This is a genomic window from Pseudomonas sp. CP4 (assembly GCF_047758505.1).
Taxonomy (GTDB): domain Bacteria; phylum Pseudomonadota; class Gammaproteobacteria; order Pseudomonadales; family Pseudomonadaceae; genus Aquipseudomonas; species Aquipseudomonas fluorescens_AO.
The window spans coordinates 227143-243645 of record NZ_CP180489.1; the positions used below are offsets into that span (position 1 = coordinate 227143).

Below are 16503 nucleotides of genomic sequence, written 5' to 3' on the forward strand. Positions count from 1 at the left end.
GGCGCAGGCAACTGGAAAGTGGGTCGAATCATTGGCGACAGACGTCGCCCCATTCAATACATCGACGATTGCAAACCGCGTGACCAATTGAAACCTCGCCTTCCATTTTGAGGGTCAACGACGAGGAACAACCTGCGCGGGGATGACAGCGCCAGGGTGGTCCCGATCGGCTGCGACTGCCGGGTCTGTGGACACACGACAATCTTCTGGCGCCGGGTTTGTGACCCGAAGCGCCGGCAGATAATAACCACGTTTTTTGCTGGTGAGGCAAACAAAATGTAGAAATTCTGCGAAATAAAAATCAGCCTTTTCCCACATGATTGTGACGATGGCAAAGAGACAGGGATGTCAAAAATGTTCGTACATCGTACTGCCGTTTCCTGCAGGCCACGGGCATCGAAAATCGACGCAGAGTCTTGAGTGGCCAGCGAAAAAGTCACCACGCGACATACTTCGGTAGCCGGGCGCTAACAAGCGCTAACTACGCATAACTGACAGTCACTCGGCTGTGAAGGCAGGCTTGGAACTCACCGCTGAACGCCAGGACGTTATTCTGGATCTAGCCATAATGACGAACTAAAACCCCTGAATCACTGCTTGGCAAAAGGCAGCTTTGGGTCGAAAACAGCCACTCCCACTCGAAACATCTACGGAGCATTTGCCCTTGAAAACCGCTCTGATATCCGACACTCACAATCTCCTCCGCGCTGAAGCCATTGGCGCGCTCCAAGGCTGTGACCTGATCATCCACGCCGGCGACATCGGCAACCCGGACATCCTCGCCCAATTGTCCGAAATTGCTCCCGTCCACGCCGTGCGCGGCAACAATGATCTCAGCAGCCCATGGGCCAGAGACCTCCCCGACCGTCTGACCTGCACTATCAACGGCTGGCGCACCCTTCTTGTCCACGACATCGCCGACGTCCCTGCCGACCTGGATCCAGACATAAAGCTCATCATCACCGGCCACTCTCACAAACCGTGCATCGAATGGCGCGGCGATCGTCTATACGTGAACCCTGGTAGCGCCGGCCCTCGGCGTTTCAGATTGCCGGTCACGCTGGCAATTCTCGACATACAACCCGACAGCATCGAGCCGCGCCTGATTGACCTGCTGGATCCTCCCGCCTGAAATCGCTACGGTTACCGCGATCCAGAACAGGGAATACACGCATGATCTGCAGCGCCAACAGTTGCTGCAGCGTTTTGTGGAGGCGGTGTTCAAGCGCTTGGCGCCAGCCGGTTTCGAAGCGGTCGGGGGCAAGCTGACCGGTAGTCAAGTCTCGTCCAATTAACACTGGGCCGCGCGACAAAGGTGCCCATGCTGAGGATGCGGTGGCGAGTCAAATCGATGTAATCACGCACCTGGGGATAGCGGCAGAAAAAAGACCTGCAATCGAGTCCTAACGAGCCCCATCATCATGGATCGGCTCTACATCAATCTCACTCGATTCACCCAACGCACGATACCGATCCCGCAATTTTCTCAGCTCGCGCGCCTCCATTTTCTCCAGACCCAGCGTGGCATTCTGGGCTTCATGGGTGGCGCGTATGAGCTCATCGATCTTCAGATGCAGAATGTCGTTGTCGCGGTTCTGGGTGTTTTGAATGAGGAACACCATCAGGAACGTAATGATCGTGGTGGACGTGTTGATGATGAGTTGCCAGGTGTCGTTATAGTGGAAGTACGGCCCTGTTCCGGCCCAGGCAATGATCAAAATGATCGCTGTCAAAAAGGTCTTCGGGCTACCTGCCCAGTTGGAAAGCGCCTGGCAAAAACGTGCAAATCTCATCTTGGAACCTCTGAATAAACCTAATCTCTTGACCTCGCTTAGTGGTGAAATACTTGTCATATTTGCGCCGCTCGTCGGTGGTGCAGATTGGCAAGTGTGCTCAGGCGTCAGATCGAGAGGCTAGATCGGCGGCTCATCACCCGATCAATCTCCCCCACCACCCGCCTCGTCGCCTCCTCGATCGTTCCCTCATTCCGACACAAAAACCAACCCTGATCGGCAGCGGCCACCTCAAACGCCTCAGTACAAGCGACATGCTCCTCAAGACCGCGAAGCACCGTACTGCTCAAGCCGCGCCGGCGTGCCCCTGCCCTCGCCCATGAAATCTGCGCCGCTGTGATCACCCCGACATGCAGGTCGGGCACCTGGACGTTGCGGTCAATGTTCAACTGCAGGATTTCAGCGAACGGGACTATCCGGCGAAACGCCGCATCGGACGGGTACCAGCGATCGATCAGGATGATGCTGTCGGCGGGTTGTTTGGTGAGCACGTGTTGAGAAATCCAGCGGCGGCTATCAGCCAGGCGTTGGCAAACTTCCAGTTCCAGATCCCGGTCAGGGTGGCGGACGAGTTGGTTCACCAAGTGCATTGTCTCGCCCCTGAACGGGTCGCTTTTTTTCTCGCAGAGTCGGATGACTTTTTGCTTGTCCGCCCTCAGGACTTCAGTGATGGCCTCCAACAGCGAGGTTTTGCCGACGCCTTTGGGGCCATCCAGAGCGACAAACAGCGGACGAGTCATTTTTCTCACAGGCTTTAACGGGGAGTAGCGAGCACTCTAACGGATTTTCAGGTTGAACCTCTGTTGCTCGGACGGACTCCCAAACTCAAATCCAGGAGAAACCTATGACCCAGACAGCTCTAGTCGTGGGCGCCAGCGGCATTGTCGGCAGCGCCATCACCCAGTTACTCATCGACAACCAGTGGCAAGTCGCCGCGCTGTCGAGGCATCCGTCGCAAGCGCAAGGCGTGATCCCCGTCGCGGCAGACCTTCAGGACCCTGCTTCACTGGAACATGCGCTGAGGGATGTGAAACCCACGCATGTGTTCATTACCACATGGTCGCGGCAAGCCACGGAGGCCGAGAACATTCGCGTCAATGCGGCCATGGTGCGCAACGTCCTCGCCGCCATTCGCCCAGCCAAAAGCGTCAAACACGTAGCACTGGTTACCGGCCTGAAACACTACCTCGGCCCTTTCGAAGCCTATGGAAAAGGCAGCCTGCCGCAGACACCGTTTCGCGAAGAACAGGGTCGTCTGGATGTCGAGAACTTCTATTACGCTCAGGAAGACGAACTCTTCGCCGCGGCTGAAAAGGATGGCTTCACGTGGAGCGTTCATCGTCCGCATACCGTCACTGGGGTGGCCGTGGGCAACGCGATGAACATGGCAACCACCCTCGCCGTCTATGCCTCGATTTGCAAACACACCAATCGCCCTTTCGTGTTTCCAGGATCAAAAGTGCAATGGGACAGCCTGACCGACATGACCGATGCGCGGCAGTTGGCGAAACAGCAACTGTGGGCAGCCACCACGCCGGCTGCGGCGAATCAGGCATTCAATATCACCAATGGCGATGTATTCCGGTGGAAATGGATGTGGAGCCGAATTGCCGAATACTTCGACCTGCCTGCTGCTGACTATCCTGCGTCACCCTCGCCTCTAGAGAAGCAGATGGCGGACGATCAGGCCGTATGGACGCAAATAGTCGCCGAGCACGGTTTGAAAGAGTCCGATATTGGACGTCTGATTTCCCCATGGCATACCGATGCCGACCTTGGCCGCCCCATCGAAGTGGTCACGGATATGTCGAAAAGCCGCCTGATGGGCTTCACTGCCTACCAAGCGAGTGATCAGGCATTTTTTGACGTGTTCGACAAACTGCGAGAGATGCGTTTGATACCTTAGACGGTTGCAGACAGATCGGGTGGGCACCTAGCGTGCCCCCTCGTTCAACAGGACTTTCCACGCACTCGCCCTCCCCTCATCTGCGACGTTCATTCGCTCTGCGAAATCCTCCCGCCAGTCACCGGCAGAACGCAGCCGATCGTATATCCCGACTCCAAAATAGCGCCTTCGACAGGTATTGCTCTGTATCCAAGTGTGTACGGACGCAAACACGTTACACAACATTGATCTTCCCGCCCCCTCAGACACAAGCGAGATACACCAGCACGATGAACTGCGCTCACGGCCAGCGCAGTGCTCCTGTGCCTGACACCTGTCAGTGGGAGCACCTGAACGGCTTCCACTTTCTTGACGACAAGTCGGAGGATTAAACCAATGCAAACAAACGCCTCATCGGTCTTGAATCGGCTGCAACTTAATCTCGATCGCGCCGGGGACTGGGTCGCCCCTTTAAGCCTGCGCGCGTTTCTGGCCTGGGAATTTTTTGAAGCTGGATGGGAAAAGTGGAACGGTGAGAACTGGTTCCCCAGCATTCAAGGTGCCTTTCCTTTTCCCTTCAATCAGCTGCCGGCTACGTTCAATTGGCAGTTATCCATGTGGGCAGAACTGCTCTGTTCCATTGCTTTGCTTGTAGGCCTGGGAACACGCCTCTCGGCACTGATCCTCATCGTGGTCACCGTCGTGGCAACTGCCGCAGTTCACTGGCCAGCAGAGTGGTCGACGTTGAGCGATCTGGCTATGGGTTACTCCATCAGCAACAAAGGCTACGGCAATTTCAAGCTGCCGTTGATCTATCTCGTCGCACTACTACCGCTGTTGTTCACTGGCGCCGGCAAGCTGAGCCTGGATGCATTCATCGGTCGGTATCTCAAGCGTTTGAATGCGCGCTGAGTGTTATCGCGTCACCAAGGCTATCGCTCTCAACCCCACTAGTAATCAGGAGTTTCACCATGACCCATATTGATAAAGTGCTGTACACCGGCAAAGTCCATACCTCCTCGGGTGGACGAAATGGCACCGCCCTCAGTGACGATGGCCGACTGGATATAAAGCTGTCATCGCCTGGCACCTCTGGCGCCGGTACCAACCCAGAGCAGTTGTTTGCCGCAGGTTGGTCGGCCTGTTTCATCGGCGCGATGGGGCTTGCGGCGAGCAAGCTGAAAGTCACCCTCCCGGTTGACCTTGCCGTCGACGCCGAAGTGGATTTAGGCACAACCGATGGTGCGTATTTCCTCCAGGCTCGCCTTAACGTCTACCTTCCCGGGCTGGATCGCAACGTTGCTCAAGACCTGATCAACACCGCACACCAGACATGCCCGTACTCCAAAGCGACGCGGAACAACATCAACGTGGTGATCAACCTCGTATGAGCAGAACCGTGGCGGGTTTCAATCGCCCGATTCACGCCCGCCCGGCTGCCAAAGGTGACCGTGGAGGTGGCGTGGATCGGGCGTTTCAGACGTCGAATCGGAGTATTTAGCTCATGCAAACGAACACTTCATCACCAACGCATTTAGATCCACAGCTCCCCCTTGAGGCGACCGTCGGGCTCGGATTGCGCCGTGCGCTGCTCAACACGCTTCGTGACGCTCCCGACGGTGATTTCGATTTTCTTGAGGTTGCTCCAGAGAACTGGATCGGCATCGGCGGCGCGCATGGAGAGGCCATGCAGTCGCTGGCTGAACGCTACCCGCTGTCATGCCATGGCCTGTCACTTTCGCTGGGTGGCAGTGCGCCGCTGGACGAGTCTTTTCTTGAGCAAGTCCGCAGTTTTCTCGATCGCTTCAACGTGCCGTTCTATAGCGAACACCTGAGTTACTGCAGTGACGATGGCCATCTCTACGACCTGCTGCCGTTGCCATTCACTGAGGAGGCCGTTCATCACGTTGCGGCGCGCATCCGTCGTGCACAGGACATTCTCGGTCGTCGTCTTGCTGTGGAGAACGTCTCTTACTACGCCGCTGCTCATCAGGACATGGACGAACTTACGTTCACCAATGCAGTGCTCCGCGAGGCCGATTGCGACCTGTTGCTCGACGTTAATAATGTGTACGTCAACTCGGTGAACCACCGGTTTGATCCGGCGGTTTTCCTGGCCGGTTTGGAACCAGAACGCGTAGTCGCCATGCATGTGGCTGGCCATTACGACGAAGCCGAGGACCTGATCATCGACACCCATGGTGCGTCGGTCAAACCGGTAGTCTGGTCATTGCTGGGCCAGGCTTATGGTCTATTCGGTGTGAAACCAACGCTGCTGGAGCGCGATTTCAACTTTCCGTCCTACGACGAACTGGTGGCTGAGTTGAATACCATTCGGCGCTTGCAACGCGACGCCAATGCTCTGGTGCGGGTGACTGTCGATGGCTGACTCCCCTTCAAGTTTGCACAGTCAGCAGCTCGCGCTGACCCGGTACCTGCGTGATCCGGACGCTTATGCGCCGCCAGCGCAGATGAATCCCGAGAGAGCGCAGGTTTATCTCAACCTGGTGTTGAACAATCTGTTGGGCTTGCTGGGTGGAACGTTTCCGGTGCTGGTGGCCGTGCTGGGTGACGCCGGTTGGCGTGCACTGGTACGACGTTTTTTGCGTGACTACCGCGCGCAAACGCCACGCTTCGGAGAAATTGCTCGTGAGTTTGTAGACTTCGTAGCGAGCCTGGAAGACTCGCCCGGTCACGAACACCCTTGGTACCCGTTCTTGCCTGAATTGGCCCATTACGAGTGGGTGGAGATGGCACTGCAACAGTTGGACGCTGCGCCGTTAAAGGCCAGTGATGCGGCGCATTTACTCGACCGTCCCCTCAGGCTCTCCCCACTTGTCTGGCCGCTGGCTTACACCTGGGCCGTACATCGTCTCGGGCCAGGCCACCTGCCTTCTGAACCGCCAGAACAACCGACGACGCTGCTGATCAGCCGTGTGCCGAGTGGCCAAGTGCAGTTCTCCCAGGTCAGCCCTCTCGCGTTCCGTTTGTTGCAGCGGATCGAGCAGTTCCCTGACATGGCTGGTCGAGCGCAGTTGCACGCGTTGGCTGCGGAGGCTGGTGCTTCAGACGTGACCGGCTTCGTCGCTGACGCACTGGTGCTGCTGCGCCAGCTGCATGCGCAAGCTGCCGTCGGCGTAGCAGCGACACCCGTTTTAACGCTGTTGTCCTGATTGACGAGCAAAGGCTGAGGTCGGTTTTTGTATCTCTATGTACCCAAACGCGAAGTCTTGGGATTGGCTTACAAATGCTCCTCTTGCCTGATACATCGCCGATACATGACTCCCGCTAAATAGGCCTACCCGAATAAGGACGCTCTGTCGAAGTGAAAGACGCTTGCGCCCTTCGCCCGGAGCTTCTTTGAGGGCCGATCCGCCCCTGTGGCATGAACCGCGGCCTGGCCGCGCAAAGCATCTGGAGAAGCACTATGTACCGTACACCTTTCTCGAACAAAACCAGTCTCGGCCTGGCCGCTATCGCTTTGGCCGGTGGCATGAGCCTGGCATCGTCTGCGGCATTCGCTGTTGAGCCATTGCCCCAAGGCTATCAATTGGCATCGGCGGATAAAGCCGGCGAAGGCAAATGTGGCGAGGGTAAATGCGGCGCTAGCGAAGCCAGCGACAAGTCCGCTACTGCCGAGGGCAAGTGCGGCGAAGGCAAGTGTGGCGACGACTCTTTCGCTCGCACAGACACCGACCATGATGGCCTCGTCTCTCTTAAAGAACTGCTGGCTGTAGCGCCTCAGGGCGGTGAAGAATTCAAAGCGATGGACACCAACCACGATGGTTTTCTTTCGGAAGGTGAGGTCTACAAGTTCAGAACCAACCAGTACATTTCCAACGGCAAGAAAGTACCCACCGAGCTATTTACCCGCATGAGCAAAGCGCAGAACTGATTCCTCCCGCCGTAGCACTCGCCCTCCCCGCGCCTGCAGCCAGGGAGGGCGATTTACCTTCTGCAAAGCCCTCAGTTGTATTGATTACATCGCGTTATAAGTGATGTTCTCCGCCCCTGATTTATCCCCTGAACGCAACACTCTAAAGTCCATCCCACTGCTCCCCTCATCATGTCGATGGGGCGCCTACTGGAGACTTATCCCATGCCTTTCATCAGCGTTCGTATCACTCGCGACGGCGTTACCAAAGAACAGAAATCTCAAGTCATCGCCGAGATCACCAAGACCATGCAAACCGTCCTCAACAAGGACCCGCATCTCACCCACATCGTTATTGAAGAGGTCGACACCGACAACTGGGGCTATGCCGGAATTACCACCACCGAGTACCGCCAACAACTGACGGAGTCGAAGAAATGACCTTCCCGGTCAGTATCGACTTTGTGTCGGATGTCGTGTGCCCCTGGTGCGCACTCGGCGCCACAGCGCTGGAACAAGCCATCGCCAATGTTGCCGGCGAGGTTGCCGTGGAGCTGACCTTCAAGCCCTTCGAACTGAACCCGGACATGCCGGCCGAGGGCGAGCACGCCATCAAGCACATGATGCGCAAATACGGGCGCAGCGCCGAAGAAGTCGCCTCGCGCAATGAAATGATCGTCGCGCGCGGCAAAGCCATCGGTTTTCAGTTCGACCTGGACAAGCGCAGCCATTTCTACAATACCTTCGATGCCCATCGCCTTCTGCTTTGGGCCGTGCAGGAGGGTCGCCAGGTCGCGCTGAAGAAAATCCTGATCGAGGCTTATTTCACCAAGGGCGAGAACCCCAGCGACCACGAAACACTGGTGCGCCTGGCCGGTGAAGCGGGACTTTCAACCACCCGCGCCCGCGAAATTTTGACTAGCGAGGCGTTCGCTCTCGAGGTCCGTGAACTTGAAGGTTTCTACCTTGAACGCGGGATCAACTCGGTCCCGGCCTTGGTACTGAACGGTCGTCAGTTGGTGTCAGGATCGCTATCCGTCAAGGAGTACGAACAAATTCTCAGGCAAGTGGCACGAGAGTCCGCCCCGGCCTGACAAAGCGACTTAACTGCAATACCAGTTATTAACCATTTGGCCGGGGCCTTGGTGAAGTGACCGCCCCACTTCCTTTCATCAACGTCAAGTGAACCGTCATGCCTCACGACTTGAATCAACTGGAAACTGCGCTCGCTCGCTACCCCCGAGTGGCGCTGCTGGACGGCCCGACACCGATTCAAAAGCTGTCCCGCCTGAGCCGGGCAGCCGAGCTGCATGGCTGCAACCTGTACGTCAAACGCGATGACCTGATGGGCCTCGGCGGCGGTGGTAACAAACTGCGCAAACTTGAATTCCTGCTTGGCGAAGCATTGGCCGAAGGCGCCGACACACTGGTTACCTGGGGCGGTTTTCAATCCAATCACGCCCGGTTGACCGCCGCCGTCGCGGCCCGCAACGGCTTGGCCTGCGAGCTAATCCTGACCCCGTCTGCGGTGCGCAGCGATGATGATTTTTGCCATAACGGCAACGTATTGCTCGATGATTTGTTTGGCGCAAAGGTTCATCGACTGCCGCGGGGTCTGACGCCGGACAGCTACGCTGGCGAATTGCTCAGCGCGCTCAAAAGCCAAGGCAAAAAACCTTTCCTCATACCATTGGGCGGCTCCAGCCCCAGGGGCAGTCTGGGCTACGCCGCCTGTGCGGGAGAGATTCTCCGCCAGGCGGACGCGCTCGGCGTTCACTTCGAGCGGATCATCATCCCCAATGGCAGCGCCGGAACCCATTCAGGACTGCAAGCAGGTCTGGCACTCGCTCGATCATCAACCGAAGTTATCGGCTACTCGGTGTTGGCCACAGAGGAGCAGGCCACGGCGACGACCTTGGGCAAAACTCGGGAAACCTTGCAGCTCCTGGATCCGTCCGCATCCCTTGTGGAAAGCGCAATCACCGTGAATGGCAGTCAACGTGGCGACGCCTATGGCGCACCCACTGAGTCGATGCTCGAAGCGGTTCGGCTGCTGGCCTCCGTTGAGGGCTTGCTGACGGATCCGGTCTACGGTGGCAAGGCCTTCGCCGGGTTGCTCGCTGCCGTGCGCCAAGGCGACTACCCGGCAGGAAGCAATCTACTGTTTGTGATGACCGGCGGCTTGCCTGGCCTCTTTGCCTACCGCAGCGCCTTCAACTGACTTGAGCTTTTTCGTCGTCATAAAAAACTGATGCCCGGGCGAGCCCACGGCATCGGTCACTCAACTTGCGTGGAGTACATCGTCATGTCGAACGCCTCTTATCCGCTGAACCGCACCGCTTACCTGCTGGTCGATCCGTACAACGATTTTCTCTCGGAAAACGGCAAGGTCTTCCCCTTGATCAAGCCGATTGCCGAACAGGTCGGGCTGCTCGACAACCTGCGAGCCCTCGATCGCGCCGTACGAGCGCAGAACATTCCAGTGTTCATCGTGCCGCACCACCGCTGGGAACACGGCGACTACGAAGACTGGGACCATCCAACACCGACCCAATGCAAAATCATGCACATGCACCACTTCGCACGCGGTGAATGGGGCGGCGAATGGCATCCCGATTTCGCGCCGAAGGACGGCGACATTGTCGTGCAGGAACATTGGGGCTCCAGCGGCTTTGCCAATACCGACCTTGATTTTCGCCTGAAGCAGAAAGGCATCACCCGCGTCATCATCGTCGGCCTGCTCGCCAACACCTGCATCGAAGCGACCGCCCGCTACGCCTCGGAATTGGGCTACCACGTCACGCTGGTGCGCGATGCGACCGCCGCTTTCCGCGCGGAAATGATGCACGCCGCCCACGAGTTGAACGGGCCGACTTTCGCTCATTCAATCGTCACCACCCAGGAACTGATTGAAGCGCTGGCAGTGCAGGAGTAATGGCGATGAACCTCACAGGACAGTTGATCATCGGCGCAAACGACGTCGCGGCCACTGCCGGCACGATGAAGGCGCTCAACCCCGCCACTCGTGAATGGATCGAGCCGGACTTTGCGCTGGGCGATGCGACGCACGTGCATCAGGCTGCAATGCTCGCGGACGAAGCGTTCGACAGTTACAGCCACACCTCGCTGAGCCAACGGGCGGCGTTTCTGCATAGCATCGCCGATAACCTGGAAAGTGTGCGTTCAGAACTGGCATCACGCGCCGCACTCGAAACGGGCTTGCCCCAGGTGCAGCTCGAAGGTGAAGTGAACCGCGCAGCCACGCAGTTTCGCCAGTTTGGCGAGGTGGTGCGTCAAGGCCGCTTTCTGCAACTGGCGATCGACCCAGCGCAGCCTGAACGTCAGCCGCGCCCACGCATGGACCATCGGCTGCAAAAAATCGCCATCGGCCCGGTGGCAATTTTCGGCGCCAGTAACTTTCCGATTGCCTACTCGGTGGCCGGTGGCGACACCGCGTCGGCACTGGCCGCCGGCGCAACCGTGATCCTCAAGGCGCACAACGCGCATCCCGGCGCCTCGGAAATCCAGGCCCGTGCGATCCGTCAGGCGGTGCAGGAGCACGGCTTGCACGAGGGGGTGTTCTCAATGGTGCGGGGCGCCGGTAATACGATCGGCGAAGCGCTGGTCGATCACCCGCTGATCAAGGCGGTGACTTTCACCGGTTCGGAACACGGCGGCATGGCTTTGTATCGCCGCGCGCAACTGCGCCCGGACCCGATTCCGGTCTTCACCGAAATGACCAGCGTCAACCCAACCTTCATTCTGCGCGCCGCGCTCGCTGAGCGGGGTGGACAAATTGGCGACGGCTTCATCGAGCGCATGCTGGTCAATGTCGGCCAGGCCTGCCTGCGCCCCGCCCTTTTGATCGCGATCAAAGGCCCCGGTCTCGAAACGCTGCGCAGCGCCATGGTGAAACGCGTAAGCGAAGCCGCCGCACGGACGATGTTGACGCCCGGCATTCACGCCTCCTATCTCGACGGGTTGAAGCTCATTGAAAGTGCCGGCGCGCGTCGCATCGCGCAAGGTGGTGCAAGCCATGCGGACTTCGACGGTCAGTCGGCGCTGCTTGAGGTCGACGGCCTAAGGTTTCTGAGCGAACCGTTGCTGGCCCAAGAAGTGTTCGGGCCATCAGCGCTACTCGTGAGCGTCGACGACGAAGCACAATTGCTGGCCGTAGCGCGCTCACTCCAGGGGCAACTCAGCGCGGCCCTGCACTTGGAAAACAGCGACCTTGCACTGGCCCGGCGACTGCTGCCGGTGCTGGAGCGGCGCACCGGGCGCATTGTCGTCAACGCCTTCGCTCACCCGCAGGAAGTCACCTACGCCACCGTCCACGGCGGCCCGTTTCCCGCGACCTCCGACAGCCGCTTCACCTCGGTGGGCATGAGTTCAATCGAGCGCTTCCTGCGTCCTGTCGCTTATCAGGGCTTCCCGGATGCGCTGCTGCCAGAAGCACTGCGCGAGGCTAATCCGTGGCAAGTGCCGCGCCTGCTCGACGGTCAATAAGAGCTTGTCAGATATCCGCTCGGGTCACCTGTCCGTGATGGCTTCAATGGCAGGAAAAATCCGCTGATGGATCCATGTAGATCCGTCTTCCGAGCGAAATGCTGCTACAACAATTGCTCGCGTAGAAAATCGATGAACGCCATCGTCCGCGCTGAACGTCGTCGCTCGCGGCTGAGTACGGCGCTGACAGGCAGCGCGCTGGTCTGATAGTTGTCGAGGACGGTACTCACCCTGCCCTGCTCGACGTCAGCTGTGAACAGCCATTGCGGTGAGAGGGAAATACCCAGGCCAGAGAGCACCATTTCGCGGATGGCCTCGCTGCTGTTGCTGGTGACGTTGCCTTGGATACCTACATCGAACGCTTGGCCGAGGTGCGTAAAGGTCCAACGGTCGTAATGCTCCAGCAACGTGAAGCCGATGCAGTTGTGTCCTGACAGTTCGCTGGGCTCACGTGGCACGCCGTGTAGATCCAGATAACCGGGCGCCGCATAGACACGCCGTGGGCTATTGCCCAGTGGTAGTGCCACCAATCCCTCGCTCTTCACCGCGCCAATGCGGATCGCCAGATCGATGTTTTCCTTGAGCAGGTCTTCATTGTGGTCACTCAGCCGCAGGTCAATCCGCACATCAGGATGGCGTTGCAGGAAAATCCCTATGAGCGGTGCGATGCATAACCTTCCATAACTGACCGGGGCGGCGACTCGTAAAGGGCCGGCAATCTGCTCCTGGCCACTGGTGAAGCTTCGCGTGGCAGTTTCGACGTGGCCGAGAATTTCCTGGCAGTGGTCGTAGAAGCGTTGACCTTGGTCGGTCAGGGCCAAATGCCGGGTGCTGCGTGCGAACAATGGCCCACCCAGGTACTGCTCCAGCGCGCGCACTTGTTTACTCACCGCCGGCTGCCCCATGTTCAGTTCACGGGCGACCGCCGAGAAAGACCCGCGCTCCACGACGCGGACAAAGACATGCATGCTGTCGAACAGATCCATCGACGATTGGTTCTCTTTGGGGAATAAGTCATATGCAAATTGGGTTTCTTATCGGAATGATTAAAGCGCGGCAATCTGTAAGCGTCCATCCCAACACAGGTTCCCGCCATGAAACATTCCATGCTTGCCGCCATCGCCGAGTCCGCTCAATCCCCTCTGGCCATCCGTGACATCGATCGCCCTGTTCCCGGTAAGGGGCAAGTCCTGGTCAAGGTTCACGCCGCAGGGGTCAATCCGCTCGATACCAAAATTGCCGCCGGCGCAGGGGCCCACGCCCGCCAAACGCTGCCGGCCGTGCTCGGCCTTGATCTTGCCGGTACGGTGGTCGAAGTGGGCGAAGCGGTAGACGGGTTCACCCTGGGCCAGGAAGTCTTCGGCATGCCCGGCGGGATCGGCGGTGCCCAAGGCACCATGGCCGAGTACATTGCCGTGGATGCCCGCCTGATCGCGGTCAAGCCACACACCCTCAGCATGCGTGAGGCGGCTGCATTGCCTTTGGTATTCATCACCGCGTGGGAAGGTCTGGTCGATCACGCCAACGTCCGCTCCGGTCAGCGTGTCCTGATTCATGGCGGCGCGGGCGGGGTCGGCCAAGTGGCTGTGCAACTGGCCAAGGCACGCGGTGCCGATGTCTACGCCACCGGTTCGGCGGGCAGTCTCGACTTCATACGCTCGCTGGGGGCGACGGCGATCGACTATCAGGCACAGAGCGTTGAGGATTATGTCGAGCACTACACCGCCGGCGAAGGGTTCGACATTGTCTACGACACCGTCGGTGGCAGCACACTGGATGCATCATTCAAAGCCGTGAAAGCCTATACCGGGCACGTGCTGAGCTGCCTGGGCTGGGGCCAGCACAGCCTGGCACCGTTGTCGTTCAAAAGTGCCACCTACTCGGGCGTTTTCACTCTGGCTCCGCTGCTCACCGGCAAAGGACGCGAACACCACGGCGCTATCCTGCGCGAGGCCGCTGCGCTGGCCAATGCGGGTCAACTGACAATCCGCGTGGATCAACAGCACTTTGCGCCGCAAGACGTCAACGAGGCATTTCGCCAAGTCGCCGAAGGCCGCGGCAAGGGCAAGACGGTGATCGAGTTTGTGGCTGCATAGTTCCTTGTAATCTCTTTAGAGCGCACTTGGCCAAAAGCGTGCGCAATGGTCCGCAACGTCCTCGCCGCCATTCTCCCAGCCAAAGGCGTCAAACACGTAGCACCCCACGAGTTGAACGGGCCGACCTTCGCTCATTCAATCGTGACCATTCAAGAACTGATTGAGGCGCTGGCAGCGCAGGAGTAATGGCCGATGACCCTCATAGGATAGCTGATCGATCACCGGCCCATTTCTACACGGCCCAACAGGAGCAGCCCAAGGCACCAAAAAAACTTCGGGGGTCCGATACTGGAGCATTGGATCCCCATGCACCGGCATGATCGTGACCGTGCAGGCCGCAAAAGCTTGCGCAGCCGCACGAGGCCGCGACTTGGGCGCGCAGCGGAGCCAGCGAGTTTCTGCCTGCTCCGTCTGGGTCTCCCCAAGCGCCATAACCTTTAAAGGTACGCGTCGGCGACCAGTCAGGCATGGCGGGCGGTAGCGGGTTGTCGTCAAACCTGGCGAATTGGCCGGCCCCGTAAACCACGCGCCCGCCAACCACGGTCATATCGGCGGTAAGAAATGAAATCTCGTCCTCAGGCACAGAGAAGTAGTCCTTACTTGGCACAATCAGGTCAGCAAAGTGACCGGTCTGGATGCGACCACGTTTGCCCTCTTCGTTAGAAAACCAGGCGACATTCTCTGTCCACATCCGCAACGCCGCTTCGCGATCAAGCAGGTTTCGTTGAGGGTACAGATTCAGACCGCCCACCGTTTTACCGGTTACCATCCAGGATAGCGAAACCCAGGGGTTGTAGGAGGCAACCCGGGTGGCATCGGTGCCTGCAGACACTTTCACCCCTTTTTCCAGTATGCGCGCTACGGGCGGGGTCGCTTGCGCCGCACGGGCGCCGTAGCGCTCGACGAAGTACTCGCCCTGATAAGCCATACGATGTTGTACAGCGATGCCACCGCCGAGCGCGGCGATACGGTCGATCGATTTGTCCGAGATGGTTTCGGCATGATCAAAGAACCAATTGATGCCAGCGAGGGGGATGTCCTCGTTGACCTTCTCAAATACATCCAGCGCTCGGGTAATGGTTTCGTCGTAGGTGGCATGCAACCGCCACGGCCATCGGTTCTCTGCAAGGATGCGCACAACTTCCTCCAGTTCTCCCTCCATCTCGGGCTGCAGGTCCGGTCGCGGCTGGCGAAAATCTTCGAAGTCGGCAGCGGAAAACACCAACATTTCGCCCGCGCCGTTGTGACGGAAGTAGTCGTTTCCTTGCTTGTACTTAACGCTGGAGGTCCACTTGAGGAAGTCCTCCTTCTCTTCCTTGGGTTTCTGAGTGAACAGGTTGTAAGCCAACCTGACCGTCATTTGCCCATCGTTGTCCAACTTCTGGATCACTGCGTAATCGTCGGGATAGTTTTGGAAACCGCCGCCCGCATCAATAACCCCTGTCACACCCAAGCGATTGAGCTCGCGCATGAAATGGCGAGTGGAGTTGACCTGATAGTCGAAGGGCAACTTCGGTCCCTTGGCCAACGTGGCGTAAAGGATCGTCGCGTTGGGCGTGGCCAACAGCAGGCCCGTAGGCGCACCATTGGCATCGCGGTAAATTTTCCCGCCTGGTGGCTCGGGGGTATCTCGGGTGTAGCCGACCGCGCGCAAGGCCGCACCATTGAGCAAGGCCCGGTCATAGAGATGCAGAAGAAATACAGGTGTATCGGGCGCGATCGCATTGATCTCGGCTATGGTTGGCAAACGCTTTTCAACGAACTGGTGTTCAGTGAAGCCACCTACCACGCGAACCCACTGCGGTGCTGGTGTGTTAGCCACTTGGCGCTTGAGCATGTCCATGGCGTCAGCCAGTGAACGCACACCGTCCCAGCGCAATTCCAGATTGTAGTTAAGGCCGCCGCGGACCATGTGGGTATGGTTATCGACTAAGCCAGGGAGCACACAACGGCGCTTGAGGTCGACAACTTTTGTGGCTGAGCCAGCCAGCGCCATGACTTCCTGGTCTGACCCTACAGCCAGAAACTTGCCGTCTTTGATTGCAACGGCGTGGGCGACTGGGTTGGCGCGATCCAGTGTAGTGATCTCGCCATTGTGGAAAATGATGTCCGGAATGGAATCGGTCATATTGGGCCCTTCCCTACTTAGCGTTTCGGAAAAAGCGCTGCGTCCAAAGACACCCCCTAACGCTAAGGTGGAGGCGGCCTGGAGAAGTTTTCGACGCGATGTCATAGGTAGAGGCCTCACAGATACAAAGCCCGTTTCCAGGGCCTTCAGGGAATAGCGAACCTTGCGAACCGGTTACTCACGTCTGACTGGACTTTTAAACTGCATACATCCTCATGCTC

Annotated in this window: 18 protein-coding genes; 14 read left to right on the forward strand and 4 right to left on the reverse strand. The window is 58.3% G+C overall.

Annotated features, from left to right (window positions below; all coding sequences use genetic code 11):
• Positions 1-664 precede the first annotated feature (664 nt).
• Positions 665-1132: a metallophosphoesterase family protein gene (locus tag ACMYUN_RS00850; protein WP_415762453.1), complete on the forward strand. Its 468-nt coding sequence runs from the start codon at positions 665-667 to the stop codon at positions 1130-1132.
• Positions 1133-1403: 271 nt separating this feature from the next.
• Here ACMYUN_RS00850 and ACMYUN_RS00855 read toward each other — a convergent pair whose 3' ends face one another.
• Both ACMYUN_RS00855 and ACMYUN_RS00860 read right to left on the reverse strand, forming a co-directional pair.
• A complete protein-coding gene (locus tag ACMYUN_RS00855; RefSeq protein ID WP_039762888.1) occupies positions 1404-1793 on the reverse strand; it encodes a low affinity iron permease family protein in 390 nt (129 codons plus the stop codon).
• Positions 1794-1900: 107 nt separating this feature from the next.
• A complete protein-coding gene (locus ACMYUN_RS00860) occupies positions 1901-2533 on the reverse strand; it encodes a dTMP kinase (protein ID WP_129999316.1) in 633 nt (210 codons plus the stop codon).
• Between the two features lie 104 nt (positions 2534-2637).
• Between ACMYUN_RS00860 and ACMYUN_RS00865 the strand changes: the two genes are divergently transcribed.
• From ACMYUN_RS00865 to ACMYUN_RS00915, 11 genes are all read left to right on the forward strand, one after another.
• Positions 2638-3699 (forward strand): SDR family oxidoreductase, encoded by a 1062-nt coding sequence (locus tag ACMYUN_RS00865; RefSeq protein WP_415762455.1) that lies wholly within the window; start codon positions 2638-2640, stop codon positions 3697-3699.
• A gap of 375 nt (positions 3700-4074) precedes the next feature.
• A complete protein-coding gene (locus ACMYUN_RS00870; protein WP_415762457.1) occupies positions 4075-4590 on the forward strand; it encodes a DoxX family protein in 516 nt (171 codons plus the stop codon).
• Positions 4591-4649: 59 nt separating this feature from the next.
• Complete coding sequence (locus ACMYUN_RS00875; protein ID WP_415762459.1) at positions 4650-5069, forward strand: organic hydroperoxide resistance protein; 420 nt, start codon at positions 4650-4652, stop codon at positions 5067-5069.
• A 113-nt stretch (positions 5070-5182) separates the two neighbouring features.
• On the forward strand, positions 5183-6067 hold the full coding sequence (locus ACMYUN_RS00880; RefSeq protein ID WP_415762460.1) for a DUF692 domain-containing protein: 885 nt from the start codon (positions 5183-5185) through the stop codon (positions 6065-6067).
• Positions 6060-6851: a DUF2063 domain-containing protein gene (locus tag ACMYUN_RS00885; protein ID WP_415762461.1), complete on the forward strand. Its 792-nt coding sequence runs from the start codon at positions 6060-6062 to the stop codon at positions 6849-6851. The genes ACMYUN_RS00880 and ACMYUN_RS00885 overlap by 8 nt, the downstream gene beginning before the upstream one ends.
• Before the next feature lie 254 nt (positions 6852-7105).
• Complete coding sequence (locus tag ACMYUN_RS00890; RefSeq protein ID WP_310408634.1) at positions 7106-7573, forward strand: hypothetical protein; 468 nt, start codon at positions 7106-7108, stop codon at positions 7571-7573.
• Positions 7574-7777: 204 nt separating this feature from the next.
• Positions 7778-7993: a tautomerase family protein gene (locus ACMYUN_RS00895; protein WP_016774741.1), complete on the forward strand. Its 216-nt coding sequence runs from the start codon at positions 7778-7780 to the stop codon at positions 7991-7993.
• The gene (locus tag ACMYUN_RS00900; RefSeq protein ID WP_415762463.1) at positions 7990-8646 is read left to right on the forward strand and encodes a DsbA family oxidoreductase; all 657 of its coding nucleotides are present in this window, start codon (positions 7990-7992) and stop codon (positions 8644-8646) included. The genes ACMYUN_RS00895 and ACMYUN_RS00900 overlap by 4 nt, the downstream gene beginning before the upstream one ends.
• 98 nt (positions 8647-8744) lie before the next feature.
• Positions 8745-9773, forward strand: a complete 1029-nt coding sequence (locus ACMYUN_RS00905; RefSeq protein ID WP_415762464.1) for a D-cysteine desulfhydrase family protein — start codon at positions 8745-8747, stop codon at positions 9771-9773.
• Positions 9774-9857: 84 nt separating this feature from the next.
• Positions 9858-10487: an isochorismatase family cysteine hydrolase gene (locus ACMYUN_RS00910; RefSeq protein ID WP_415762465.1), complete on the forward strand. Its 630-nt coding sequence runs from the start codon at positions 9858-9860 to the stop codon at positions 10485-10487.
• A 5-nt stretch (positions 10488-10492) separates the two neighbouring features.
• On the forward strand, positions 10493-12058 hold the full coding sequence (locus ACMYUN_RS00915; RefSeq protein WP_415762467.1) for an aldehyde dehydrogenase (NADP(+)): 1566 nt from the start codon (positions 10493-10495) through the stop codon (positions 12056-12058).
• Between the two features lie 104 nt (positions 12059-12162).
• Here the strand turns inward: ACMYUN_RS00915 and ACMYUN_RS00920 are convergent, their stop codons facing one another.
• A complete protein-coding gene (locus tag ACMYUN_RS00920; protein WP_415762468.1) occupies positions 12163-13044 on the reverse strand; it encodes a LysR family transcriptional regulator in 882 nt (293 codons plus the stop codon).
• 108 nt (positions 13045-13152) lie between these two features.
• Between ACMYUN_RS00920 and ACMYUN_RS00925 the strand changes: the two genes are divergently transcribed.
• On the forward strand, positions 13153-14154 hold the full coding sequence (locus ACMYUN_RS00925) for a zinc-dependent alcohol dehydrogenase family protein (protein WP_415762469.1): 1002 nt from the start codon (positions 13153-13155) through the stop codon (positions 14152-14154).
• Between the two features lie 45 nt (positions 14155-14199).
• A complete protein-coding gene (locus ACMYUN_RS00930) occupies positions 14200-14340 on the forward strand; it encodes a hypothetical protein (RefSeq protein ID WP_415762470.1) in 141 nt (46 codons plus the stop codon).
• Between the two features lie 46 nt (positions 14341-14386).
• Here ACMYUN_RS00930 and ACMYUN_RS00935 read toward each other — a convergent pair whose 3' ends face one another.
• On the reverse strand, positions 14387-16387 hold the full coding sequence (locus tag ACMYUN_RS00935) for an amidohydrolase (RefSeq protein ID WP_083386976.1): 2001 nt from the start codon (positions 16385-16387) through the stop codon (positions 14387-14389).
• Positions 16388-16503: the final 116 nt, after the last annotated feature.

Bases quoted from the DNA above. Each gene is read 5' to 3' on its own strand.
- ACMYUN_RS00855 (WP_039762888.1), bottom strand. From the start codon at position 1,793: ATGAGATTTGCACGTTTTTGCCAGGCGCTTTCCAACTGGGCAGGTAGC.
- ACMYUN_RS00860 (WP_129999316.1), bottom strand. From the start codon at position 2,533: ATGACTCGTCCGCTGTTTGTCGCTCTGGATGGCCCCAAAGGCGTCGGC.
- ACMYUN_RS00865 (WP_415762455.1), top strand. From the start codon at position 2,638: ATGACCCAGACAGCTCTAGTCGTGGGCGCCAGCGGCATTGTCGGCAGC.
- ACMYUN_RS00870 (WP_415762457.1), top strand. From the start codon at position 4,075: ATGCAAACAAACGCCTCATCGGTCTTGAATCGGCTGCAACTTAATCTC.
- ACMYUN_RS00875 (WP_415762459.1), top strand. From the start codon at position 4,650: ATGACCCATATTGATAAAGTGCTGTACACCGGCAAAGTCCATACCTCC.
- ACMYUN_RS00880 (WP_415762460.1), top strand. From the start codon at position 5,183: ATGCAAACGAACACTTCATCACCAACGCATTTAGATCCACAGCTCCCC.
- ACMYUN_RS00885 (WP_415762461.1), top strand. From the start codon at position 6,060: ATGGCTGACTCCCCTTCAAGTTTGCACAGTCAGCAGCTCGCGCTGACC.
- ACMYUN_RS00890 (WP_310408634.1), top strand. From the start codon at position 7,106: ATGTACCGTACACCTTTCTCGAACAAAACCAGTCTCGGCCTGGCCGCT.
- ACMYUN_RS00895 (WP_016774741.1), top strand. From the start codon at position 7,778: ATGCCTTTCATCAGCGTTCGTATCACTCGCGACGGCGTTACCAAAGAA.
- ACMYUN_RS00900 (WP_415762463.1), top strand. From the start codon at position 7,990: ATGACCTTCCCGGTCAGTATCGACTTTGTGTCGGATGTCGTGTGCCCC.
- ACMYUN_RS00905 (WP_415762464.1), top strand. From the start codon at position 8,745: ATGCCTCACGACTTGAATCAACTGGAAACTGCGCTCGCTCGCTACCCC.
- ACMYUN_RS00910 (WP_415762465.1), top strand. From the start codon at position 9,858: ATGTCGAACGCCTCTTATCCGCTGAACCGCACCGCTTACCTGCTGGTC.
- ACMYUN_RS00915 (WP_415762467.1), top strand. From the start codon at position 10,493: ATGAACCTCACAGGACAGTTGATCATCGGCGCAAACGACGTCGCGGCC.
- ACMYUN_RS00920 (WP_415762468.1), bottom strand. From the start codon at position 13,044: ATGGATCTGTTCGACAGCATGCATGTCTTTGTCCGCGTCGTGGAGCGC.
- ACMYUN_RS00925 (WP_415762469.1), top strand. From the start codon at position 13,153: ATGAAACATTCCATGCTTGCCGCCATCGCCGAGTCCGCTCAATCCCCT.
- ACMYUN_RS00930 (WP_415762470.1), top strand. From the start codon at position 14,200: ATGGTCCGCAACGTCCTCGCCGCCATTCTCCCAGCCAAAGGCGTCAAA.
- ACMYUN_RS00935 (WP_083386976.1), bottom strand. From the start codon at position 16,387: ATGACATCGCGTCGAAAACTTCTCCAGGCCGCCTCCACCTTAGCGTTA.